Below are 22,671 nucleotides of genomic sequence, written 5' to 3'. Positions count from 1 at the left end.
TCAGTCGGCCGTCATGGCGCGGCGGACGCTCTCGCGCAGCAGGGCGCGGCGCTGCTCGTGCGCTTCGGGGGCCTCCTGGGCGGTCGCCGCGTAGACGTTGCTGACCGGTGACCAGGCCATGGACATGGCGATCACCATGGCCATCACGTCGAACGGGTCTCCCCGGCGCACCTGACCGGCGGCCTGCGCGTCGGCGATGGCCCGCAGCTTGCGGTCGTCGAGGCGGTCGGGGTCGTCCACCAGGTGGCCGGCCGGGCGGCGCTCCAGGCGTGCCCAGGTGGCCAGTCGGATGAGGTCGGGGCGGCGGAGGTACTCGTCGTAGAGGCGGACGGCCCAGTCCGCGAGGTCGGCGGCGTCGATCGGTACGACGTTCACGATCCGCTCCAGCGAGCCGAAGAAGATGGCGTCGAAGAGCCCGTCCTTGCTGCCGAAGTAGGCGTACAGCTGCGCCTTGTTGGTGCGGGCGGCGGCGACGATCCGCTCGACGCGCGCTCCGGCGATCCCGTGCTCGGCGAACTCCCGGGTCGCCACGTCGAGGATGCGCTGGTACGTCGCCGCGCCGCGCGCGGTCAGGGGCTGATCAGCCATGTTTCCACGCTATCAAACAGAACAGTTTGTTTGCCTGTCGCGCTTCCGGTGTGCCACTGTAAATAGACCGAACAGTCTGTCTATGAGGAGGAAGCATGAGGAGAACCGTGGGCTGGCAGGTGGACGGTCCGTCGTCGACACTGCGGCGCACGCCGCTGGAGCGGCGCGATCTGCGCCCCGACGACCTGGCGGTCCGGGTCGACTACTGCGGTGTCTGCCACACCGATCTGCACGCCGTCGGCGCCCGGGAGGGCGCGGAGGGCCGATCCCTGGTTCCGGGGCACGAGTTCACCGGCGTGGTGACCGAGACCGGACCCGAGGTCACCGCCTTCGCCGTCGGGGACCCGGTCGCGGTGGGCAACATCGTCGACTCGTGCGGCGAGTGCGCGATGTGCCGGGCGGACCAGGAGAACTTCTGCCACGCCTTCCCGACCCTGACGTACGACGGCGTCGACCGCCACGACGGATCGACCACCCTGGGGGGCTACAGCCGGGAGTACGTCGTCCGCGACCGCTTCGCCTACACCCTGCCCGCCGGTCTGGACCCGGCCGCCGCAGCCCCTCTGCTCTGCGCCGGAATCACCGTCTGGGAGCCAATGCACGCCCTCGGCGTGGGGCCGGGGACCCGCGTCGCCGTGGTGGGACTGGGCGGTCTCGGCCATCTCGCGGTGCGGATCGCCGTGGCACTCGGCGCCGAGACCTCGGTCGTCAGCCGCTCACCCGACAAGGCCGAGGACGCCCGTCGACTCGGCGCCCAGGACCTCATCGTGTCCACGGACCCGGATCGACTGGCCGATGCCCGCGACCGGTTCGACGTCGTCATCGACACCGTCTCCGCACCGCACGACCTCGGCCCGTATCTGCGTCTGGTCGCCATGGACGGCACCCTCAGCCACCTCGGACACCTCGGCCCCGTCACCGTGGAGACCACCGACCTCCTCGTGGGGCGCAGGAAACTGAGCTCGGCGGGCAGCGGCGGCAGGTCCGCGACGGCCGCCATGCTGGACTTCTGCGCGAAGCACGGCATCACCGCCGACATCGAACTGCTCCCCTCGGCACGGGTGAACGAGGCCCTCGACCGACTGCGGCGCAACGACGTCCGCTATCGCTTCGTGCTCGATCTGTCCGACCTCGACTGAACAGCCAAGGCCGTGAACCGCGGTACGTCCGGGGCGACTTCGACCGGAGCCGGGCCCGGACCAGGGCCCGGCCGGGACGGGACGGTCGACCGGCAGCCTCCCGACGGCTACGGCACCAACTCCCGCATGACGGCGAGCGGCAGCGACGGGTTGGCGGCCGCCGCTGCCGCCACCCCCCGGTCGGGGTCGGCGAGCAGTTCCACGACGTACCGGGGCGGGAGTGCCGGGTGACCCGCGGCAAGGGGCCTTGCCCGGCTGTCCGCCAGGCAGGCGAGCAGCGCCGGGGCGGTCGCGTGGGGGTGACAGGCGACCTCGCGGAACACCCTCCGTACCGGTGGCTCGTGTCGCGTCAGGTCTTCCAGGAGCGCCGGTGTCGCGTCGGGGTTGGCCGCCACCTTGGCGACGACCCGGACTCCGTGCCGGTGGACCATGTCGCGCAACTGCCCCTCGGAGAGGCCCGGGTGGGGAGCCAGCGACGTGAGGACCTTCGCGTCGGGGTCGGTGGCCAGCCTGTCGCGGATCCCGGCCGGCAGATCGCGTCGCTGGGCCAGGAGCATCCGCGCGGCCGGCTGCGGCGACCGGGCCAGCTCCGCGACCTCGGCGGGAGAGGCGGTCGCGATCCGTGGCAGGAGCGTGGCGCCGATCTTGACGGTGGCGGCCAGGTGCACGAGCACGTCGAGGGGCACGTGCGGGTTGTGGGCGAGGCTGCGCCGCACGTCGTAACCATGGTCGTCGGCCAGCGTGCGCATCAGGGCCTCGTCGATCGCGGGGTTCTCGGCGAGGTCGGACCGGACCCCCGGGGTGGGGTCGGCGGCGAGCCGTCGGCACACCTCCCGCGGCAACTCGGGGCGGGCGGCGAGTGCCCGGCGCAGCAGGCTCGAAGGATGGTCCACGAAGCCGGTGACGGCTTCGGTGGGCGTGTTCGGGTTCTCCAGCGCCGCCTGGAGCATGCTGCGCCGGGTGGACTCGTGGGAGCCGTCGCAGGAGGCGCCCGGCGGTAGATCGCAGTCGGGCCGCGGGCAGTGCGGATCGTGCACGAACGGCGTCTCCTGCTGGTCGCAGACCAGGCACCACCGCGCCGGCGGCAACCCCTCGCCGCCGATCAGCATCGCCAACACCCCTGGAGGCGTTGCGTCGTTGAAGGCCACCGCCCGGCGGACCTCGGCATGCGGATGCCCCGCGAGGACGGCCGCCGTGTCCGCCGTCGTCCACAGGGCGAGTTCCGCGACGACCCGCACATCCGGATCCACGGCGAGCGTCGCCACCACGTCGGGCGGCAGGCCGGGGCATTCAGCCAGCTTCTCCCGGCGCTCGACCATCGGGTCCGCCGCGAGGAGACGCCCCCATTCCGGGCTGCCGAATCCGGCGTCGAGCATCGCCAGAGCGACGTGGGGCTGTGCCACGGGGTCGACGTCGGTGGCGGCCAAACGGCCCTCACGGGCCAGTAGTACAGCGCAGTCCTCGGCCCGTGCCGCCAACGCGAGCGCCTGCCGGTGAGTCAGATCCGGGCGATCGGCGAGTTCCGCGCCGATGTCGCCGAGGTCATCGTCCGCGACCGCGACCGCGATCAGCCGGTCGACCAGCTCGGACGGCAGTGCGGTGTTGGCGGCGAGCCCGCGCAGGACATGGTTCACAGAGGTCATCCTGCCGGGGCGGTGCCCGGATGACCCACGGGTTTTTCACCTCACCGGGCCGCCGGCGGCACCGGGCACTTCGCGGCAAGGGGATCCCCGGCGAGCCGCACGGGCGAATCTCCGCCCACGCCGTGCGCGACACCGGACCCGAACGCCTACTGCGGCGGCCGTCGGCGCCCGCTGGCACACTGCCCGCATGCTCCGACGCATACAGGTCGCCCGTCACCCGGCCGCCCTGGCGGCGAGTCTCGTCGCCGTCCTCTCCCTGGCCTCGGCGCCCGCGGGGGCCGACGGCTCCCGCGAGGTCGCGTTGCGGTTCGAGGCGCCGAAGACGTTCCGCATGTACCCCGCCGACGAGGGCGCCCAGGCCGCGAACAGTGACTTCGTCGTGCCGGTCGCCGTCGTGCGCGGGGACGGCGGCCCGGCCCGCGGCGTCAAGGTCGTCGTGGACGCGTCGGGGTTGCAGGGCGTCGCCCGGGCGGTGAAAGGCGGCGCCGGGAACTGCGCCGGCGAGGGCCCGGTGTTCACCTGCCTGTACGGCGATCTGCAGAACGGCGACGGGGAATCCAACACGCCCTTCACCCTTCACGGTGTGGACGGCGTCGAACCGGGCGACAGCGGGACCGTCACCTACACCGCCACCGCCGACAACGCGGCCCCGGTCACCGGCACCACCCGGATGACCGTGGGCGGCCCCACCCTGCACACGCCCGAGGAGGAGAAGGCGGTCACGGGCGCGGTGCCCGGGAAGTCCGTGCCGCTGACCCCCAGGTTCGCCAACCACAGCCGGTTCACCGCGAAGCGGGGCGTCGCCCTGCACCTCACCGCTCAGGACGGTCTGCTGGTGAGGTCGCGCCCCGACAACTGTTACTTCGACACCACGTACACCTCCGCATGGTGCGCCTTCCCCACCCAGGCCGCCCCGGGCACCGCCTACCGCACCAGCTCCCCGGTCGACTACACGCCCGCCGCCGGGAAACTGACGGGCACACTGCTCTACAGCTGGTCCTCGGAGCCCGACCGGCCCGACGACCTCACCGTGCGCGGCACGGGTGCCCCGCTGACCCTCGCCAGGACGGCCGACCGCCGACTCACCGACGGCAGCAGCGAGGTCCGTGTCGAGACCACCGTGCAGGCCGACTACGAGCCGGTCACCGCGACCGTCCGGGGCCGGGTCGGCGACACCGTGAAGGTACGGCTGGGACTACGGGACCACGGACCGGGGCGAGTGACCGACTCCGAGACGATGGGCGGCTTCGAGGTGGTCCCCCCGCAGGGCACCACCGTCACCTCCATCCCTTACGTCTTCGAGGACTCGGGCGGAAAGTGGGCATGTGAGCGGCCGAAGAAGTCCGGCGGCGCGTTCGTCTGCGACATCGGATACGACGACTTCCTCGACGCACGGCACGAAGACGGCACGACCACCATCGACTTCCACATGCGCATCGACCGGCAGGTCCCCGGAGCACGGGGCACGATCCGCACGTACAACCCCTACGACCGGACCCCGCGCAACGACACCGCCGTCATCCCCCTCGCCGCGTCCCCCGGCCCCTCTTTCCCCGCCCCCGCCGTGTGGACCGCGGGGGCGGCGGCGGTACTCCTGGCCCTGGTCCTGGAGGCGCTGTACCGGCGCCGCCACACGAAGGGTGAGCCGCACGGCGCGGACGTGAGGGAGAACGGCGGCACGGACATCCCAGCGCCTTGAACGATGCCGTTGCATCACGTCAACGGTTGACCACCGGTTGACAACCCGCGCCGCCCAGAGCCCAAGGGGCCCGAACACGGCACCCCGGGCGTCGGGCGAAAGCCGAGCGGGCGAGGGGACCACGGGGTGAGGGTCCCGGCCCAGTTCACGTACGACAGGGCGCGCGGCGTCGAAGGGACGATCACGCTGTCGGACCGGCTCGGTGACACGCCCCCGACGGTGGCGGGCGGGCACGGCCCGATCCCGATGACGTAGCTCGCTCGTGCGCGACGACCGCCTCCCGAGCCGTTGCCCACCTCTCTCGCCGGCATCCTGGCCACACCGTTTGAGTAACTCGGCACGACGGCGACCGCGGTCGTGGTGGCCGTGGTGGTGAACAGCATCCGGCGGCGGGTCGAGCCTGCGGTGTCATGTGGTGCCATGTGGTGCGGTCAACGTGCGGGGCTCCCTTCGGTGAGTGTGGGGCGAAGTACTGCTCAGAATTGAATCGTTTTTTCAGTGCGGCTGCAGCAGCCAGGTTCAACCATGGCAAGCGTCAAGGCTTTTCACAGGTCGTGATTGAAGGGTGTCGCACCGACGGCACAACATGCCAGGTGGAGCACGCCAGTTACTCCCCCGCGGACATCACTGCCGTCCGACGAGGATGTCCAACACCCTTACCGAGGAGTTGTATTGAAACGTTCAATTCTGGGCGTCTCGGCAGACCGGGAGAGGAGCCTATGACTTACAAGGGGGCCCACCCTGTTTTCGGTTGTCCGTACTATCGCTATGACAGGGCCCTTCAATGCGGCTTCGGCCGAGAAAGTGGTGCGCCCCATGTCCGAAAACGTCTCAGCCACCGAACTCACCTCGCAGTACACCGCCCAGGTGACCGCAGACCTGGAACGCAACACCAAGGAACAAGAACGTGTCAGCGCCGAAATCGCCGCTCTTCAGGAGCAGTTGAGCGCCCTGCAGCGTGACCACCAGGTACTGGTGAGCATTCAGCAGGCGATCGGAACGGTCCCTGCCCCCGCAGCGCCGGCGTCCGCACCGGCCGGTGCCGTGGTGCCGACACCCCGCAAGAAGTCGGCCGCCTCCAGGGGCAACGGCAGGCGCACACGGACGAAGAAGTCCGCCCCCGCGGCACCCTCCGTCCAGCCGGAAGCCGAGCAGGGCGTGGCCAAGACCAAGGCCAAGTCCGACAAGAGCGCGCAGCCGACGCTGGTCGCCCTGGTCCGCAGTCACCTCGGTGAGCAGCGCGAGCCACGCTCGGCGGCGGAGGTCGCCACGGCGCTCGGTGCGGCCCATCCCCGTCGCGGCATCAAGACGACCGTGGTGCGTACCACCCTCGAAGGACTCGTCGCCCGCAACCAGGTGCAACGCGCCAAGCAGGGCACGTCCGTCTTCTACACCGCCTCGGACACCACGTCGGCCCAGGCCGCACCGCCGCAGACCAAGGAGCAGCCCGCACCCGCCGACGCGTGACACACGGAGTGGACGTACGGACACAGTGAATGTCCGTTCCATGTCGCGGCCGCCCGGGCCGACACCCGGGCGCCGGACCCCCTCCGGCTCACCCACCGAGCACGGGGCACAACGGTCATCGCGCGCACATGGGGGAGGCGCCGCCCGGCGGTCGGTGGCGTCGACGACCATGAGCACTGTTGAACTGACCGCGGGTGTCCCGGACTTCGGCTGTCCGGTCGCTCTCGTGTGTGAGCGCGCAGGTTGAGGTGGAGGCTATGACTGCCCGCCGGTCGAGCCGTTGCCGTCGACCGGTTCGAGGTCCTTCAGCGGTGGCATGTCGTGACGCCCTGATGCCGGGGGCAGCCGGTGGCGGCGAAGCCTCCGTCGGCGACGACTCGACGCTGGGCGTGTCACCGCCGCGCAGCACTCGCCGGTCCCGGACGAGTCCGTCGGCGCCGTCCCGGTCGCGTCCTCGTCGAGGTCCGGTCAGGCCACGCGCAGGCGTCGCTGCGCTGCCCGCACAGGCGCGGTCGGGCTGCGCGCGGGCCGTACGCGGTAGGTCGTCTTGGTCGGGTCGACGACCGCCTCGCCGAGAGTGATCCGTCCCGCGGCGTACAGCGCGTCGCATTCGGCGGTGGGCAGGGCGGCGTAGCAGCTGCCCCTTCCGGTCGCGGGGTCGAAGGCCTGCCAATAGCTGTATCTGCGACGTCCGTCGGCGTGGGCCGTGAGATACACGGGGGTGCAGGATGCGGTGATGACGCGCAGGACGTCGTGCTCGGCTGCACCGACCGGGACGCCGGACCGGCGGAGCTGTACGGGTTCGGGGGTGGAGCGCATCGACGGTGGCCTTCCTGGGCGGGGACTCAAGACCGTCTACCCAGGGCGGACCATCTTGATCTTGCTTTCATCGCATTGTTCAACACAGCACTGACAACGCGACATCGAACTCGCCGTCAGAGACCAAGTCCGTGCACCGAGTTCACAGGAACACGGCGGTTGTGAGACCGATCGAGACCGCCGCACCGGCCGACGGACACATACAGCGCACGTCGGCCCGCGAGGTCCGCGAGGTCCGCGAGGTCCGCCTGACGGCGTTGTTCGGCCTGCGCGGCCGACACGTTCTCCGGCTCCTCGGTCAGAGCGGCGAACACCTGGCCGTCCAGACGGTCCGCGGCGGCCGACGGCCGCCCCATGTACGCGGCGATCTTGGATCTCCCGGCATGGACCGATGAGCTCGCGACCGGCCCTACAGAGAGGCGACCCACGTGGCGGCGTCCTCGGGGCGGGAGAACCGGAGTGTACGGAGAGGGGCGAAGCGCGGGTCGCGGGTACGGCGTTCGATCTCGCGCCGGCGCCGCGCGTGCTGGGACCAGGCCCACCATGCTGGGTGCTCGCTGCTCAGCCAGCCCGCCCAGGTCTCCCTGTTGCCGCCGAAGACGACCTCCCGGGTGAGGGTGCGCCGGAGGGAGCGGCGCAGGACACGGGGCATGATGACGCGCCTGGTGTAGTCGAGCCAGATCACGGTGTCGGCCTTGTCCCAGAGCAGGTCACGGACTTCCGGCGAACCAAGTGAGTCGAAGATCCAACGAGGTCGGGCCGTGACGCGTGACACCTCTTCGGTCAACCTGTCGTTCACCGCCCAGCCGGGTCCGGTGAAGTACAGCGCGTCCATCTCGCAGTAGGGGAGCTCCAGACGGGCGCTCACGGTCCGGGCGAGCGTGGACTTTCCCGCACCCGTACTGCCCACCACCAAGATCCGTTCCATACCGGCACCCTACAAAGGCCCCGCCCTTCCTGCCGGACACCCCGGCACCATCAGGATCGACGCCGCCGCCAACGTGCTGGAGATGGGGCGCGGGGCCGGCTCGGCGGCCCCGCGCCCTCACCCACCGCGCGAACTTCGCGGACGCGTTCTGGGCATCGACCTCGGCCCCTGCCTCATGGCACCCGCGCAACACCTCCGCCTCGCCTACGCCTACGTGGCCGGACGCCCCGGTGCTACCGAAGTGACGCTGCCGCAAAGGACGTTCGGACCACACGGCCACCATGATCACGCGACCGACGCTGCCCCGTCACCCCGTCACCCCGTCAGCCCTGTGCCGCCAGCCATGGCTGCGGGTCGGCGTAGTAGCCGTCGTAGATCACCTCGAAGTGCAGGTGTGGACCGGTGGACAGACCGGTGGAGCCGACGCGGCCGATCGGTGCACCGCTGCTCACGGTCTGTCCGACGGTGACTTCGAGCGCGGACAGATGGCTGTACGTCGTCTGCAGAGGCTTGCCCTCGATCGTCCCGTGGTCGATGACGATGCGGTTGCCGTACGCCTTGGTCATGGCCGCGAAGACCACCCGGCCCTCACGGGCGGCGGAGACCTGGGCACCCTGCGGTGCCCCGAAGTCCACGCCGGTGTGGAGTTTGGTGATCCCGGTGAGCGGGTGTTGGCGCGATCCGTACGGCGAGGTGATGACGAGGGTGCTCACGGGCGGGGCCAGGATCGCCGACGACGGTCCGGCGGTCGGGCTCTCCCGGTCGAACGCCTCGTAGCGCGGAAGGAGTTCCTTCACCTCGGTCAGGTAGGCCCGGGCTCCGTCGGGCACCCGCCCCGCCTCAGAGACCTCCCGGACCCCCACGGCGTAGGCGGCGAGGGTGAGGTCCACCAGCTCGCCGCTGACGGTGCCGTCGGTTCTGAGGTCCGTGACCTTCCGGGCAAGGGAGCAGTCCTGCCGGCCGAGCGCCATGATGGCGTCGGCCGGGTCGTGCGGCGAGGAGGTCCCGTTGCCGTCGTCGTCCTTGCCCCAGGTGCGCCACTGCGCCGTCGTGAATCCGGCGATGCCCTGCCCGCCCGAAAGCTTGCCGTCGTCGTCGCGCCAGCCGGACAACTGGTCGATCTGAGCGGCGAGCACCGACGCGGTGACGACGTTGCAGGCGGCCGCCTTGCGCAACCACGGACCGTACGTCTCGTTCACGCCGCCCGCGGCCGACTGCGGTGAATCCCCGTCCGAGGTCCAGTCCGAGGAGAGTCCACCGGTCAGGGCGAGGAATCCGGCGACCCCGAGGAGAGCCACCAGACCCGGCAGCACCAACAGGGTGAAGGGTCCCGGACCGCGCCGCCGGGGGCGTTGCGCGGGCCGCTCCTCCTGGGGCGGGTCGGAGGGCTCGACGGTGTCCGCCGGTTCCGTGGCGGTGGGTGCCTCGTGTGTGGGTGTCCCGAGGGCCCTGTCGTCGCTCACGCCACCGGCCGTTCGGGGAAGTTCCTCGTGCTCACGGGCGGACGCTAGCGCGGGACCCGTCGGACGTCACCGGACACGGAGGCAGACAGAACGGCCCCTCGGGGCAGACTTGGTGCACCTTGGTCCGGCAGACACCTCGGACGGGCCGACATGGCCTGCGTACGCCTCTCCCCATGGGAGATCGGCCGGCCCACGGGCGCGCAGAACCGAACTCGGAACACCCGTGGCCCACTTGGGGCGGCCAGCACGCCCGATCGCCCCAGTCGCCCAACTCGACTCCCCCGCACACCGGTTGGACGTATCCGCGCACGCCTCGCCCCGAGCCCGACAGGCCCCGTGACTGCCAGGTGAACGGCGCGGACCAGCACCCGTGGCGAACAACACCCGCCACCTCGGATTGCACCCGCCCCTCGGACGGGAATCGATCTCTGCGCCAGTGATCGCCGTGAAGGGAGCACCCCCCGTGACGCTCGCAGCGTCTCCCCCCGTCCCCAGAGCAGCAGGATCGTTTCCCCTCCTGGGCCACGCGTTCCAACTCGTCCGTGACAACCTCGGCTTCATCGCCTCGCTCCGCGACTCCTACGGCCCTCTCGTCGAGATCACCCTCCAGCCCGGCACCCGAACCGTCGTCGTACAGGACCCCACCCTGATCAAGGCGATGCTGGTCGACCTCGGACCCAGCCTCGACAAGGGCCGCTTCTTCGAGAAGATGGGCCAACTACTGGGCGACAGCGTCGTGACCGCCGCCGGCCAGGCCCATGTGCGCAAACGCCGTCAACTACAGCCCGCGTTCACCCAGACGAACATCGCCCGCTATGTCGACCTCATGCGCGACGAGGCCACCGCCACCGTCGCCGCCTGGAAACCCGGCCTGACCCTCGACGTGCGTGAGGCGATGGTCGGGCTCTCTCTCGACATGCTCGCCAAGACGGTCTTCTCCGGCAGTCTCGACGAGGCCACCTTCCGCCGGCTGCGCCGCGATCTGTCCGTGGTGATGAACGGAGTCGGCGCCCGCATCATGCTGCCCGACTGGGTCGAGCGCCTGCCCCTACCCTTCAACCGACGCTTCGACCAGGCCCGCGAGGGCGTACGCGCCACCATCGGCGCCGCCGTCGAGGACCTGCAGTCCTCCGGGCACGACACCGGGGACATGCTCTCCATGCTGCTGCGCGCCCGGGACGAGGAGACCGGCCGGCCGCTGACCGGCCATCAGATCTGTTCCGAGATCCTGACCCTGGCCGTGGCCGGCACGGAGACCACCGCCTCGGTGCTGTCCTGGGTGCTGTACGAACTCGCCCGTGATCCAGGTGTCGAGGAGCGGGTGCTGGCCGAACTCGACGACGTCCTCGACGGGCGACCGGTGACCTTCGACGACCTCGGCCGACTGCCGTATCTGAACCGCGTCATCACCGAGACCCTCCGTCTGCACCACACCGGCTGGCTCGTCACCCGCCGCACGACCCGGGAGACCCGCCTCGGCGCGTGGACGCTGCCGGCCGGCACCGAACTGGCCTACTGCCAGCACGCCCTGCACCGCGATCCCGAACTGTTCCCCGATCCGCTCAGGTTCGCCCCGGACCGGTGGGCGGACGACGAGCCGCCCCTGGCCTTCCTGCCGTTCGGGGCGGGGAAACACAAGTGCATCGGCGACCGTTTCGCGCTCACCGAACTCGTCACGGCCATCGCGACGATCGTCCGGCAGGTCCGGCTCGGCCTCCCGCCCGGCCGGAGGGTGGAGCCCGTGGCGCGGGCCACGGTACGGCCCAGGACCCTGTCCATGACGGTCGAGCAGCGCGGGAACGCGGACCGCCGGGCAGCACACGCGAAGGACTGAGGCGACGACGCCTGCTCGGCGGGGAGATCCTTGTCCGCCCGCCGAGCGGGGCCGAGTCAACGTCAGCCGGGCGGGTACCCGTTAGGACATGACCACGGTAGGGAGGCGCAAGGTGAGTGATCCTTCGCTGCGGGCGGTGGGTTGGGCGCGTTCGCTGCCTTTGGACAGCAGTGTCAAGGGGGCGCGTGACTGGGTGCGCGCCCATCTGGTGTCACTGGGGTGGGAGCGGTCCGCGCCGGAGACGATGGACGCCGTCCTCGTGACGGTCTCCGAGCTCGTCACCAACGCGCACCGGCATGCGCACAGCAGTGCGCAGCTCGTGCTGGCCTGGGACCACCGTTGTCTGCACGTGAGTGTGCACGACACCTCGTCTCTGCTGCCCACTCCCCGCGCGCCGGGCACGGACGCGCTCGGGGGACGCGGCATGCTGCTCGTCGACGCGTTGGCCGACACCTGGCACGTCCGTCCGTGTCGGCACGGAAAGATCGTGCACGCCTGCTTCGAGCCGCCCGGGCCGAAGCCACGGGTCGATCACTGACCGGGTCTCAGCGTTCGGGGACCGGGAGTGAGCGCCGGGGTGCCCGGGGCGGGGTCGGCCGTCACGGACGGTGGTGCAGCCCGTCCGGGTCCCTTCCCGGCCGGTTGCGGGGTGCGTCGCCCGCGGTGAGGTGTTCCAGTACTTCCGCCAGGTCCTGGCAGGCCCGTTCCACCGAGCGTCTGGTGTTGCGCTGCTCGGTGATGACCGCCGAGAGGAGCAGGGCCGTCAGGGCCATGGAGCCGTTGAAGGCCTGCAGTTTGATCATCACTTCCACAGGGGTGAGGTCCGCGAAGGGGCCGGCCTGGTCCGTCGCGGCGATGGTGGTCGCGGTGGAGGCGAAGAGGGCACACAGGATGCTGCCCGCCAGCTGGAAGCGCAGGGCGGCCAGGATCAGCAGGGGATAGACGAGGAAGAGCAGGCTGATGCTGCTGTAGGCGGCCAGGGGCACGAGTCCGCAGGCGACGAGGGCGAGCCCCGAGGCCTCCTTCCATCGGGACGGGTTCGGCGGCCGGCGTGCCGTGTGGAGCAGCAGCAGGATGGGCGTGACGATCAGGACGCCCATCGCGTCGCCCACCCACCACGCCAGCCACACGGTCCAGAAGCCGGGCGCGTCCAGCTTGCCCAGGACGACCAGCAGACCGACACCGACGGTCGCGCTGATCAGCATGCTGGCCAGCGCCCCCAGGAACACCAGTGCGACACCGTCCCGCACCCGGCTGAGGTCGGTCCGGAATCCCACGCGGCGCAGCATGAGGTACGCGCAGACGGGGGCCGCGGTGTTGCCGACGAGGGTGCCGATCACGGCGGGCTGGAGCGCGGTGAGGGACATGACCACGAAGAGGACGCCGAGGGTGATGCCGAGCAGGGAGCGCATGCCGAGGATCAGCAGGCAGGCCACGGCGACGCCGGTGGGCGGCCAGATGGGTGTGACCACGGCGCCCTGGACGACGAGCTCCCGCATGAGGCCGAGCCGCCCCGCCGCGAAGTAGGAGGCGGCGACCGCCAGCGTCTGGAGGGCGTAGAGCGCCGGTCGACGCAGATCCTGGTTACCCGCCACAGCAGCCATCACATACCGATGCCGCGCCGACGGCGAGCCGAGAGCGCGGCCGTTCCGCCCCGCGGGTCACTGCCGCCGCACGTCCGTACCGCTGCGTGTCCCTATCGCCGCACGTCGGGTCCGTCGTGTCCGACGACCAGTACGGCCGCGTCGTCCTCGTGCCCCACCCGCTCGGCGCCCTTGATCACGGCGGCGGCGAGGGAGGAGGCGTCCATGCCCGCGACGGCGGCGACACCCGCGAGCCTGACCACCTGGTCGAGCCCTTCGTCGAGGCTCAGCGAGGGCCCTTCCACCACGCCGTCCGTGACGAGGACGAACACGCCGCCCGTGCTGAGCCGGTAGCGGGTCACCGGGAAGTCCTGGCCCTTCTGGATGCCCAGCGGGGGTCCTCCTTCGTCCTCGGCGATGCCGGACTTCCCGTCCGCGGTCGCCCAGACGCAGGGGATGTGACCGGCCCGGGCGCTCTCCAGTACCCCGGTCGAGGGGTCGAGCCGCATGAAGGTGCAGGTCGCGAACAGGTCGCTGCCCAGGGAGAGCAGGAGGTCGTTCGTGCGGGAGAGGAGTTCGCCCGGCTCGCTGGTGACGGAGGCGAGCGCCCGCAGCCCGACCCTGACCTGCCCCATGAAGGCGGCGGCCTCGATGTTGTGGCCCTGCACGTCGCCGATGGACAGGCCGATGCGCCCGTCGGGCATCCGGAAGGCGTCGTACCAGTCGCCGCCCACGTTGAGGCCGTGGAAGGCGGGTGAGTACCGGACGGCCAGGTGGAACCCGGGGGCGACGGGCATCTCCCCGGGCAGCATGCCGCGCTGCAGGGCGACGGCCAGCTCGACCAGAGAGCGCTGCAGCTCGGCTCGCTCTCGCGCCTGAGCGGTCAGCGCCCCGAGTCTGGCCAGCAGTTCGTCACCGTCGTCGGTTGAGCGCTTGCGGGACATTGACCACTCCGGAAGGTTCGCGTCCCTTTGAGTATAAGAACCTATTTGACCCATTAGGGTGATCTGGGGCGCCGGCCGGGGCAGGGCACCGGCAAGGCCGCGCCCGTACGCCGAGCCGAGTACACCGGGTTACTCCCCCTGTCAGACGTTCTCCGCGCCGCCTCCCGGCACCGTGGGGAAGGTGAAACTCAGCCGCCCCGCACGCCGGGCCTCCCTCGTCGTCCATGTAGTCGCCTCCGCCGGCTGGCTCGGGCTCACGCTCGGACTGCTGGCGCTCGGGATCACCGCGGCCACCACCGGGTCCGCGGTGACCGTGGAGGCGTCCGTCCGGGCCATGAAGCTCTTCGCCGACTGGCTCCTGCTTCCGCTCGCGTTCCTCGCCCTGTTCAGCGGCGTACTGCTCTCCCTGGGCACGCCGTGGGGGCTGGCACGGCACCGGTGGGTCTACACGAAGTTCTGGCTCACCCTGGCCACGACCACCGCGACGGTCTTCGCCCTGCGCCCCGGCGTGAACAGCGCGGTCTCCGCCGTCGCCGCGGGCGGAACGCTGCCCGACGCCGGGGACATCCTGTTCGGGCCGGTCGTCTCGCTGTCCGCCTATCTCTTCATGACAGTGATCTCGGTCCTCAAGCCCTGGGGGCTCACCCGGCGTGGCAGGCGCCTGCGGGCCGAGACCGGTACGCGGAAGAACGTCCGGCGTGCCCGGCAGGCCGCCTGACCCGCTCGGCCGTGCCCCGCGGCCGGACGCCGGCCACCGGCTCTTGGTGGCCGACGTCGAAGGCGTCGAGACCGAGCAGGCCGGCGCGGCGGACGCACCGACGGCCGACGCGGAACCGGGCGGACGCCGGTCCGGCCGGGCTCGACGGCGCAGACCGTCCGTGCCGGTGAGTGACGGTTCCCAGGAACCGGCGCTCGCCCCTGCGTCGATCACCTGCGCGGCGCTCCGGGGCCCGGTCTCGACCCGCGCGGCACAATTGACGCGCCCGGCACAGGCGTTGACCGGACTCCGACACGACAGCACAATGAGCGCGCACGCTTGAGAGCGCTCTCAGCCCTCTCGTGCCCCCAGTCCCGCCATCGCGTCCGACGAGATGTTTCGAGGAGACCCATGACCGGCAGCCAAGTTCCGGGACCCAGCCGCCGGGCGCTCATCGGAACCGGACTCGGAGCCGGCGTCGCGGCCTTCACCGCGGCCGGCGGCGGCGCGGCCCGGGCCGCGGAGAGCACCGCCGCGGGCAGGGGCTCCGCGCAGCGCCGGGCGTACGGCTTCCTCGCCGCGGCCATGGACGCCTATCCGGACCACGGCACCGTCCGTCTCGCCCAGAGCTACACCGACCAGGCCGGTCTGTTCAGTACGGCCTTCACCTACGACAACGCCCTCGCGGTCCTGGCCGGCCTCGCCGCCCCCACCGCCGAGGGCCGCTCCCGGGCCGTGGCCCTCGGCGACGCGCTCCTCTACGCCCAGGCCCATGACCCGGTCCACGACGACGGGAGGCTGCGCCAGGCCTACAACGTCGGGCCGTACACCTTCTACGACGGTTCACCGCAGCCGGACGGCTTCGTGCGGGCGGACGGCACGGCCAACGTCGGCACCCAGTTCGGCTTCACCGGCACCGCCGTGGGCGACATGGCGTGGGCCGGCATCGCGCTCGCCGCCCTCGCCCGCCGGACCGGACAGCGGCGCTTCCTCACCGGCGCCGTGCGGATCGGGGAGTGGATCGAGAGGGTCGGCCGTACCGACGAGCCGCTCGGCGGCTACAAGTTCGGGGTCGACGGGGCCGACCAGCGGCTGCCGTTCACCTCGACCGAGCACAACACCGACCTGGTCGCCCTGTTCGGGCAGTTGGCCCGGCTCACCGGCGACCGGGTGTGGCGGGAGCGGCGCGCGCGGGCCGAGGCCTTCGTCCGGAAGATGTGGGAGCCGTCCGCGGGCTTCTTCTACACCGGCACCAACGACGGCGTGACGATCAACACGTCACCCGTTCCGGAGGACACCCAGACCTGGACCCACCTCGCCCTCGGCTCCCGCGCCCATGCCAGGTCGCTGGACTGGGCGAGGGCCGAACTGGCCGTCCTGGACACGGCCGCCCGGCCCAACAGCACCGTCCCCGCGGGCCAGTCCTACGAAGGGGTCACCTTCAGCTCGGCCAGTCTCGTGGCGAACGAGGACGCCCCGATCGCGGCCGGCCAGCCGAAGCCCGACCGCAACGGCGTGTGGTTCGAGGGCACCGCCCACCTCGCGCTGGCCCTGCGCGAGCGGCAGGCCGCCGGGGACGGGGCACGCGCCCGGCGCCTGATCGCCTCCGTCGAGCGGGCCCAGGACCTCCTCGGCGGCGGCCAGACCATCGGGGGCTCAGCGGTGCCCGGGCGCTCCGGCGTCGTGTCGGCGAGCAGCCCGCTCGACACCGGTTTCGGGTTCGGCTACTACCCGTACCGGCACACCGGAGCCACCGCCTGGTACCTGCTGGCGGCGACCCGCACCAACCCGCTGCGGGCCTGACCGGCACGGCGGCTCCGGGGACGGACGCGGCGGCTCAGGCCGATCCGCCGCGCCGGCTCCGCAGCCACCAGGCCCCGGCTCCGGCCACGACGAGGACCGCGCCCACGCCCAGCGGTACGGCGAGGGGCACCCCGTCGTCGCCTTCCGAACTGTCCGCGACCGGCTGGGACGACTCCGCCTGCGCCTGCGCCGATTCGGGCGAGGGGGCGGCCGTGGTGGCTTCCTCGCTGGGGCTGGGGCTCACGAGCTTCGCGCCGGCCGCGGCGGGCTCCAGGTCCAGGCGGGGTGCGGGGTGGCCGTGTCCGTGGCCGTCCCCGCCGGTGTCGTTCAGCTCGATCCAGCGGTCGACCTTGCCGTCGCTGTAGGACTGCAGGGTCTTGAAGACGACGGTCTCGGCATCGGGCAGCTGGCGTACGGCGACGACGTGTTCGGCGTCCTCGCCCACGGGCAGTTTCGGCCCCGAGACCGTGTAGCCCCGGGAGGTGGCGGCGAAGTCCCAGCCGTCCGGGCCCTCCTTGTAGGTGATGTCGGCGGGGGTGATGCCCTTGGGCAGGATCACCTCCAGCTTGGTGATGCCCGCCGAGCCGGACTCCGATTCGGCGCTGAAGGTGAGCGCGACGTTCTGGTCGAGGGCCCGGGCGCCCTCCGCCTCGACCTCCGTGTGCGCGGCGGCGGGCCCCGCGGTGGCGAGGGCGAGCGCGAGCGCGCCCGCGGTCAGGGCGCCGGAGCGGCGCAGTCTGCGTGCCAGGGTCGGGCGATGCACTGTGAACTCCCTCGTGCCGATGGGGTGGCGGCTGCATTGAAGCGCAGGGCAGGTCCTGCGGCCAGGCCGGGACAGTCGGGGCCGTGCCACACCCTGTACGACGGGAAGGCCCGCCGGGTTCAACGGCGGTGCCCGGGATGTACGGGAGCGGGTGCGCGTCGGGGCGTGCGCGCCCCCTGAAACCCCGTTCGCGCCCTGGTGTGACGTGCGCCGCCATCACGGCGAGGGCAAGATCACATGCGCGCCCTCTGCTGCTCCTTTGCGGCTCTGTCCTAGCATCCGAGCATGACGGTCCTGCCTGACGACGGGCTTGAGCTGGCCGGCGAGTTCCCTGACGTGACCCATGAGCAGTGGCAACGCCTTGTGGCGGGTGTCCTGCGCAGGTCGGGCAAGGACGTCGAGGACGCTCACGCCGAAGAAGCCCTGTCCACCGCACTGGAGGACGGGCTGCGCACCCGCCCTCTGTACACCGCGCGCGACGCCGCGCCCGAGTCGGGTCTCTCGGGTTTTCCCGGGTTCGCCCCCTTCGTACGAGGAGGCCGGGCCGAGGGCAACACCGTCGGCGGCTGGGACGTACGACAGCGGCACACGGCCGCCGACGGCGACGCGGTCCTCGCCGACCTGGAGAACGGCGTCACCTCGCTGTGGCTGGCCGTCGGCGAGGGCGCCATCCCGGTGTCGTCCCTCGGCCGGGTCCTCGACGGCGTCCTTCTCGACCTGGCGCCCGTCGTCCTGGACGCCGGTCGTGACGTGGAGCCCGCCGCTCGCGCGCTGCTGGCCCTCTATGAGGCGCGGGGCGTCGCCAAGGAGGCGGCGCGCGGAAACCTCGGCGCGGATCCGCTCGGCCACGAGGCCCGCACCGGGCAGCCGGGCGACCTCGCGGCGGTGGTCCCGCTCGCGCGGCTGTGCGCACAGGAGTATCCGGGGCTGCGGGCGCTGACCGTGGACGCGCTGCCCTTCCACGAGGCCGGCGGCTCGGCCGCCCAGGAACTGGGCTGCTCGCTGGCGACCGGCGTCGCCTACCTGCGCGGGCTGACCGAGGCCGGGCTGAGCGTCGCGCAGGCGTGCGCGCAGCTGGAGTTCCGGTACGCGGCGACCGCCGACCAGTTCCTGACGATCGCCAAGCTGCGGGCCGCGCGCAGGCTGTGGGCCCGGGTGGCGGAGGTCTGCGGTGCTCCGGCGGCGGGCGCGCAGTTCCAGCACGTCGTGACCTCGCCGGTCATGATGACGCGTCGTGACCCGTGGGTGAACATGCTGCGCGCGACCATCGCCACGCTCGCCGCGGGGGCGGGCGGAGCGGACTCCGTGACCGTGCTGCCCTTCGACCACGCGCTCGGCCTGCCGGACGCGTTCGCGCGGCGCATCGCCCGGAACACCTCGACGATCCTCATCGAGGAGTCGCACCTGTCACGGGTCGTCGACCCGGCCGGCGGCTCCTGGTACGTGGAGCGGCTCACCGACGAACTCGCCCACGCCGGCTGGGATTTCTTCCAGTCGATCGAGAGCGCGGGCGGGCAGGCCGCCGCCCTGCGGTCGGGACGCCTCGGCCAGGACCTGGCCGACACCTGGCAGGCCCGCAGCGGCAGGCTCGCCAAACGGCGGGAACCCATCACGGGCGTCAGCGAGTTCCCGCACCTGGCCGAGAAGCCGGTCGTGCGGACGGGCATGTACGAGCCGCCCTCGGGCGGCCTGCCGCGGGTGCGCCGCGACGAGGGGTTCGAGGCACTGCGGGCCCGCTCCGACGCCCATCTCGCCGCGACCGGGTCCCGCCCCCGGGTCTTCCTGGCCACCATCGGCCCGGCCGCCGCCCACACCGCGCGCGCGACCTTCGCCTCCAACCTCTTCCAGGCGGGCGGCATCGAGCCGGTCACCGAGGGCACGTTCGAGGAGAGCGGTGCCACCGAGGTCTGTCTCTGCTCCAGTGACGCGCTCTACGAGGAGCAGGCGGCCGAGGTGGCGGCGACACTGAGGGCGGCGGGCGCCTCGCAGGTGTTCCTCGCCGGCCGGCCCGGGCAGTACTCCGGAGTGGACGCGTACGTCTTCGCGGGCTGCGACGCCGTCGCCGTACTCTCCGCCACCCTCGACCGCATGGGAGCGTCCTGATGGGAATCCCCGACTTCTCCGAGATCGAGCTGGGGAGCCCGGCCGCGGACGGGGGCGCCGACGAGTGGCGCGCGGCCGTGAAGAAGGCGGCCGGCGGGGACGACCTGCTCTGGGAGACCCCGGAGGGCATCCCGGTCAAGCCGCTGTACACCGGGCAGGACCTGGAGGGCCTGGACTTCCTGGGCACCTACCCGGGCGTCGCCCCGTACCTGCGCGGCCCGTACCCGACGATGTACGTCAACCAGCCCTGGACGATCCGCCAGTACGCGGGCTTCTCCACGGCCGAGGAGTCCAACGCCTTCTACCGGCGCAACCTGGCGGCCGGCCAGAAGGGCCTGTCCGTCGCCTTCGACCTGCCCACCCACCGCGGCTACGACAGCGACCATCCGCGGGTCACCGGTGACGTCGGCATGGCGGGCGTCGCGATCGACTCGATCTACGACATGCGGCAGCTGTTCGACGGGATCCCGCTGGACAAGATGACGGTGTCGATGACGATGAACGGCGCGGTGCTGCCCGTGCTCGCCCTGTACATCGTGGCGGCCGAGGAGCAGGGCGTGCCGGCGGAGAAGCTGGCAGGGACCATTCAGAACGACATCCTCAAGGAGTTCATGGTCCGCAACACCTACATCTATCCGCCGAAGCCGTCGATGCGGATCATCTCCGACATCTTCGCCTACACCTCGCAGCGGATGCCCCGCTACAACTCCATCTCCATCTCCGGCTACCACATCCAGGAGGCGGGTGCGACGGCCGACCTGGAGCTGGCGTACACGCTGGCCGACGGGGTGGAGTACATCCGGGCGGGCCGGGAGGCGGGGATGGACGTGGACGCGTTCGCGCCCCGGCTGTCCTTCTTCTGGGCGATCGGCATGAACTTCTTCATGGAGGTCGCCAAGTTGCGGGCGGCCCGCCTGCTCTGGGCCAAGCTGGTCAGGCAGTTCGACCCGCAGAACGCCAAGTCCCTCTCCCTGCGCACCCATTCACAGACCTCGGGCTGGTCGCTGACCGCGCAGGACGTCTTCAACAACGTCACGCGTACCTGTGTGGAGGCGATGGCGGCGACACAGGGCCACACCCAGTCGCTGCACACCAACGCCCTGGACGAGGCGCTCGCCCTGCCCACCGACTTCTCCGCGCGCATCGCCCGCAACACCCAGCTGCTGATCCAGCAGGAGTCCGGCACGACCCGGGTGATCGACCCGTGGGGCGGCAGCGCCTACGTGGAGAAGCTGACGTACGACCTCGCGCGCCGGGCCTGGCAGCACATCGAGGAGGTCGAGGCCGCGGGCGGCATGGCCAAGGCCATCGACGCGGGCATCCCCAAGCTGCGCATCGAGGAGGCGGCGGCCCGCACCCAGGCCCGTATCGACTCCGGACGCCAGCCGGTGATCGGGGTGAACAAGTACCGGGTCGAGACCGACGAGGCGATCGACGTCCTCAAGGTCGACAACTCCTCCGTACGCACCCAGCAGATCGAGAAGCTGCGGCGGCTGCGCGCCGAGCGCGACGAACGGGCCTGCCAGGACTCGCTGGACGCGCTGACGCGGGCCGCCGGGGGCGAGGGCAATCTGCTGGAGCTGGCGGTGAACGCGGCACGCGCGAAGGCGACCGTCGGCGAGATCTCCGACGCCCTGGAGAAGGTGTACGGCAGGCACGCCGGCCAGATCCGTACGATCTCCGGTGTGTACCGCAACGAAGCAGGCGAGTCCCCCTCCGTGGACCGCACCCGCGCCCTCGTGGACGCCTTCGAGGAGGCCGAGGGGCGCCGCCCGCGCATCCTGGTCGCCAAGATGGGCCAGGACGGCCACGACCGCGGCCAGAAGGTGATCGCCACGGCCTTCGCCGACCTCGGCTTCGACGTGGACGTCGGCCCGCTGTTCCAGACCCCGGGCGAGGTGGCCCGGCAGGCCGTCGAGGCGGACGTGCACATCGTGGGGGTGTCGTCGCTGGCGGCCGGACACCTCACCCTTGTACCGGCGTTGAAGGAGCAGCTCGCCGAGGAGGGGCGCGAGGACATCATGATCGTGGTCGGCGGAGTCATCCCCCCGCAGGACGTGCCGACCCTCCTGGAGATGGGCGCGGCGGCCGTCTTCCCGCCCGGCACGGTCATCCCGGACGCGGCCCACGATTTGGTCGAGCGCCTGTCCGACGCCCTCGGGCACGACCTCTGAAGCCCATGGCGATCGACCTCGACACCTATACGAAGGGTGTTCTCGACGGGAAGCGGGCGGTCGTCGCGCGCGCCATCACCCTCGTCGAGTCCACCCGGCCCGGGCACCGGGCGCTGGCGCAGGAGCTGCTGACCGCGCTGCTGCCGCACAGCGGAAAGGCCCGCAGGATCGGGATCAGCGGGGTGCCCGGCGTCGGCAAGTCGACCTTCATCGACGCGTTCGGCACACTGCTGACCGCGCAGGGGTACCGGGTGGCCGTACTCGCCGTCGACCCGTCCTCCAGCCGCACCGGAGGCTCGATCCTGGGCGACAAGACGCGGATGGAACGGCTCGCCGTGGACCCGGCCGCCTTCGTCCGCCCCTCCCCCACCTCGGGCACCCTCGGCGGGGTGGCCAAGGCGACCCGCGAGTCGATCGTGGTGATGGAGGCGGCGGGCTACGACGTGGTGCTGGTGGAGACGGTCGGGGTGGGCCAGTCGGAGACCGCGGTCGCGAACATGGTCGACTCCTTCCTGCTGCTCACGCTGGCCCGCACCGGCGACCAGTTGCAGGGCATCAAGAAGGGCGTCCTGGAACTGGCCGACGTGATCGCCGTCAACAAGGCGGACGGCCCGCACGAGCGCGACGCCCGCGCGGCGGCCCGGGAGTTGGCCGGCGCCCTGCGGCTCATGCACGGCAAGGACGCGGCCTGGACACCGCCCGTGCTGAGCTGCAGCGCACGGGAGTCGGCGGGCCTGGACACGGTGTGGGAGCGTCTCGAACAGCACCGCACCCTGCTGGACTCGACGGGGCGGCTCGCCGCCAAACGCCGTGACCAGCAGGTCGACTGGACGTGGTCGATGGTCCGCGACGAACTGCTGGGGCGGCTGCACACCCATCCGGGCGTGCGGTCCCTGGCACCGGAACTCGAACGGCAGGTCAGGGACGGCGAGTTGACGGCCACCCGGGCCGCCGAACGCATTCTCGGGGCGTTCGAGGGGCCCGGCATCGAGGAAGGCTGAGCGCCCGGCCGTCTCCCCCTGGC

The 22,671-nt window shown here is 71.6% G+C and carries 20 protein-coding genes; 12 read left to right on the top strand and 8 right to left on the bottom strand.

Going from position 1 to position 22,671, the window contains the following annotated elements; all coding sequences use genetic code 11:
• Positions 1 to 588 (bottom strand): TetR/AcrR family transcriptional regulator, encoded by a 588-nt coding sequence (locus ACZ5VD_RS35140; RefSeq protein ID WP_468553841.1) that lies wholly within the window; start codon positions 586 to 588, stop codon positions 1 to 3.
• A 95-nt stretch (positions 589 to 683) separates the two neighbouring features.
• Between ACZ5VD_RS35140 and ACZ5VD_RS35135 the strand changes: the two genes are divergently transcribed.
• The gene (locus ACZ5VD_RS35135) at positions 684 to 1,727 is read left to right on the top strand and encodes an NAD(P)-dependent alcohol dehydrogenase (protein ID WP_468684584.1); all 1,044 of its coding nucleotides are present in this window, start codon (positions 684 to 686) and stop codon (positions 1,725 to 1,727) included.
• Between the two features lie 107 nt (positions 1,728 to 1,834).
• Here the strand turns inward: ACZ5VD_RS35135 and ACZ5VD_RS35130 are convergent, their stop codons facing one another.
• On the bottom strand, positions 1,835 to 3,361 hold the full coding sequence (locus ACZ5VD_RS35130; RefSeq protein WP_468553843.1) for a hypothetical protein: 1,527 nt from the start codon (positions 3,359 to 3,361) through the stop codon (positions 1,835 to 1,837).
• Between the two features lie 196 nt (positions 3,362 to 3,557).
• On the opposite strand from ACZ5VD_RS35130, the gene ACZ5VD_RS35125 reads away from it, so the two are divergent.
• The 3 genes from ACZ5VD_RS35125 (at position 3,558) to ACZ5VD_RS35115 (ending at position 6,536) form a co-directional block, all read left to right on the top strand.
• Positions 3,558 to 5,069 (top strand): hypothetical protein, encoded by a 1,512-nt coding sequence (locus ACZ5VD_RS35125; protein ID WP_468684583.1) that lies wholly within the window; start codon positions 3,558 to 3,560, stop codon positions 5,067 to 5,069.
• Positions 5,070 to 5,195: 126 nt separating this feature from the next.
• Complete coding sequence (locus ACZ5VD_RS35120; RefSeq protein ID WP_468684582.1) at positions 5,196 to 5,324, top strand: hypothetical protein; 129 nt, start codon at positions 5,196 to 5,198, stop codon at positions 5,322 to 5,324.
• 561 nt (positions 5,325 to 5,885) lie between these two features.
• Positions 5,886 to 6,536 carry a hypothetical protein gene (locus ACZ5VD_RS35115; protein WP_468684580.1) on the top strand — a complete coding sequence of 217 codons (651 nt, stop codon included), beginning with the start codon at positions 5,886 to 5,888 and terminating at the stop codon, positions 6,534 to 6,536.
• Between the two features lie 468 nt (positions 6,537 to 7,004).
• Here the strand turns inward: ACZ5VD_RS35115 and ACZ5VD_RS35110 are convergent, their stop codons facing one another.
• Positions 7,005 to 7,355 (bottom strand): hypothetical protein, encoded by a 351-nt coding sequence (locus tag ACZ5VD_RS35110; RefSeq protein ID WP_468553847.1) that lies wholly within the window; start codon positions 7,353 to 7,355, stop codon positions 7,005 to 7,007.
• A 161-nt stretch (positions 7,356 to 7,516) separates the two neighbouring features.
• Here ACZ5VD_RS35110 and ACZ5VD_RS35105 point away from each other — a divergent pair, with 161 nt between their 5' ends.
• Positions 7,517 to 7,750 (top strand): hypothetical protein, encoded by a 234-nt coding sequence (locus ACZ5VD_RS35105; RefSeq protein ID WP_468684579.1) that lies wholly within the window; start codon positions 7,517 to 7,519, stop codon positions 7,748 to 7,750.
• Positions 7,751 to 7,764: 14 nt separating this feature from the next.
• On the opposite strand, the gene ACZ5VD_RS35100 is transcribed toward ACZ5VD_RS35105, so the two are convergent.
• Together ACZ5VD_RS35100 and ACZ5VD_RS35095 are read right to left on the bottom strand one after the other, a co-directional pair.
• Positions 7,765 to 8,283: a P-loop NTPase family protein gene (locus tag ACZ5VD_RS35100; RefSeq protein WP_468553849.1), complete on the bottom strand. Its 519-nt coding sequence runs from the start codon at positions 8,281 to 8,283 to the stop codon at positions 7,765 to 7,767.
• Positions 8,284 to 8,606: 323 nt separating this feature from the next.
• Complete coding sequence (locus ACZ5VD_RS35095; protein ID WP_468684578.1) at positions 8,607 to 9,746, bottom strand: M23 family metallopeptidase; 1,140 nt, start codon at positions 9,744 to 9,746, stop codon at positions 8,607 to 8,609.
• Positions 9,747 to 10,209: 463 nt separating this feature from the next.
• On the opposite strand from ACZ5VD_RS35095, the gene ACZ5VD_RS35090 reads away from it, so the two are divergent.
• Both ACZ5VD_RS35090 and ACZ5VD_RS35085 read left to right on the top strand, forming a co-directional pair.
• Positions 10,210 to 11,580: a cytochrome P450 gene (locus tag ACZ5VD_RS35090; RefSeq protein WP_468553851.1), complete on the top strand. Its 1,371-nt coding sequence runs from the start codon at positions 10,210 to 10,212 to the stop codon at positions 11,578 to 11,580.
• 112 nt (positions 11,581 to 11,692) lie between these two features.
• A complete protein-coding gene (locus ACZ5VD_RS35085; protein ID WP_468553852.1) occupies positions 11,693 to 12,118 on the top strand; it encodes an ATP-binding protein in 426 nt (141 codons plus the stop codon).
• A 61-nt stretch (positions 12,119 to 12,179) separates the two neighbouring features.
• Here the strand turns inward: ACZ5VD_RS35085 and ACZ5VD_RS35080 are convergent, their stop codons facing one another.
• On the bottom strand, positions 12,180 to 13,175 hold the full coding sequence (locus ACZ5VD_RS35080) for an MASE1 domain-containing protein (RefSeq protein ID WP_468684576.1): 996 nt from the start codon (positions 13,173 to 13,175) through the stop codon (positions 12,180 to 12,182).
• Positions 13,176 to 13,276: 101 nt separating this feature from the next.
• Complete coding sequence (locus tag ACZ5VD_RS35075; RefSeq protein ID WP_468553854.1) at positions 13,277 to 14,107, bottom strand: PP2C family protein-serine/threonine phosphatase; 831 nt, start codon at positions 14,105 to 14,107, stop codon at positions 13,277 to 13,279.
• A 181-nt stretch (positions 14,108 to 14,288) separates the two neighbouring features.
• Here ACZ5VD_RS35075 and ACZ5VD_RS35070 point away from each other — a divergent pair, with 181 nt between their 5' ends.
• Positions 14,289 to 14,825, top strand: coding sequence for a DUF2269 domain-containing protein (locus ACZ5VD_RS35070; protein WP_468553855.1), 537 nt, complete (start codon positions 14,289 to 14,291; stop codon positions 14,823 to 14,825).
• 390 nt (positions 14,826 to 15,215) lie between these two features.
• Positions 15,216 to 16,607 carry a Tat pathway signal sequence domain protein gene (locus ACZ5VD_RS35065; protein ID WP_468684574.1) on the top strand — a complete coding sequence of 464 codons (1,392 nt, stop codon included), beginning with the start codon at positions 15,216 to 15,218 and terminating at the stop codon, positions 16,605 to 16,607.
• Between the two features lie 34 nt (positions 16,608 to 16,641).
• Here the strand turns inward: ACZ5VD_RS35065 and ACZ5VD_RS35060 are convergent, their stop codons facing one another.
• Positions 16,642 to 17,370, bottom strand: a complete 729-nt coding sequence (locus tag ACZ5VD_RS35060) for a DUF1775 domain-containing protein (RefSeq protein WP_468553857.1) — start codon at positions 17,368 to 17,370, stop codon at positions 16,642 to 16,644.
• Between the two features lie 285 nt (positions 17,371 to 17,655).
• On the opposite strand from ACZ5VD_RS35060, the gene ACZ5VD_RS35055 reads away from it, so the two are divergent.
• The 3 genes from ACZ5VD_RS35055 to meaB are packed head-to-tail and all read left to right on the top strand — an operon-like array spanning position 17,656 to position 22,648.
• Positions 17,656 to 19,473 (top strand): methylmalonyl-CoA mutase family protein, encoded by a 1,818-nt coding sequence (locus ACZ5VD_RS35055; protein WP_468553858.1) that lies wholly within the window; start codon positions 17,656 to 17,658, stop codon positions 19,471 to 19,473.
• On the top strand, positions 19,473 to 21,647 hold the full coding sequence (gene scpA / locus ACZ5VD_RS35050; RefSeq protein WP_468553859.1) for a methylmalonyl-CoA mutase: 2,175 nt from the start codon (positions 19,473 to 19,475) through the stop codon (positions 21,645 to 21,647). The genes ACZ5VD_RS35055 and scpA overlap by 1 nt, the downstream gene beginning before the upstream one ends.
• A 5-nt stretch (positions 21,648 to 21,652) precedes the next feature.
• Positions 21,653 to 22,648 carry a methylmalonyl Co-A mutase-associated GTPase MeaB gene (gene meaB, locus ACZ5VD_RS35045; RefSeq protein ID WP_468684572.1) on the top strand — a complete coding sequence of 332 codons (996 nt, stop codon included), beginning with the start codon at positions 21,653 to 21,655 and terminating at the stop codon, positions 22,646 to 22,648.
• The last annotated feature ends 23 nt before the right edge of the window (positions 22,649 to 22,671 follow it).

This window comes from Streptomyces sp. NPDC032822 (assembly GCF_055578825.1).
Note: the sequence above shows the minus strand (reverse complement) of the source record. Positions and strands in the feature narration are given on the sequence as shown.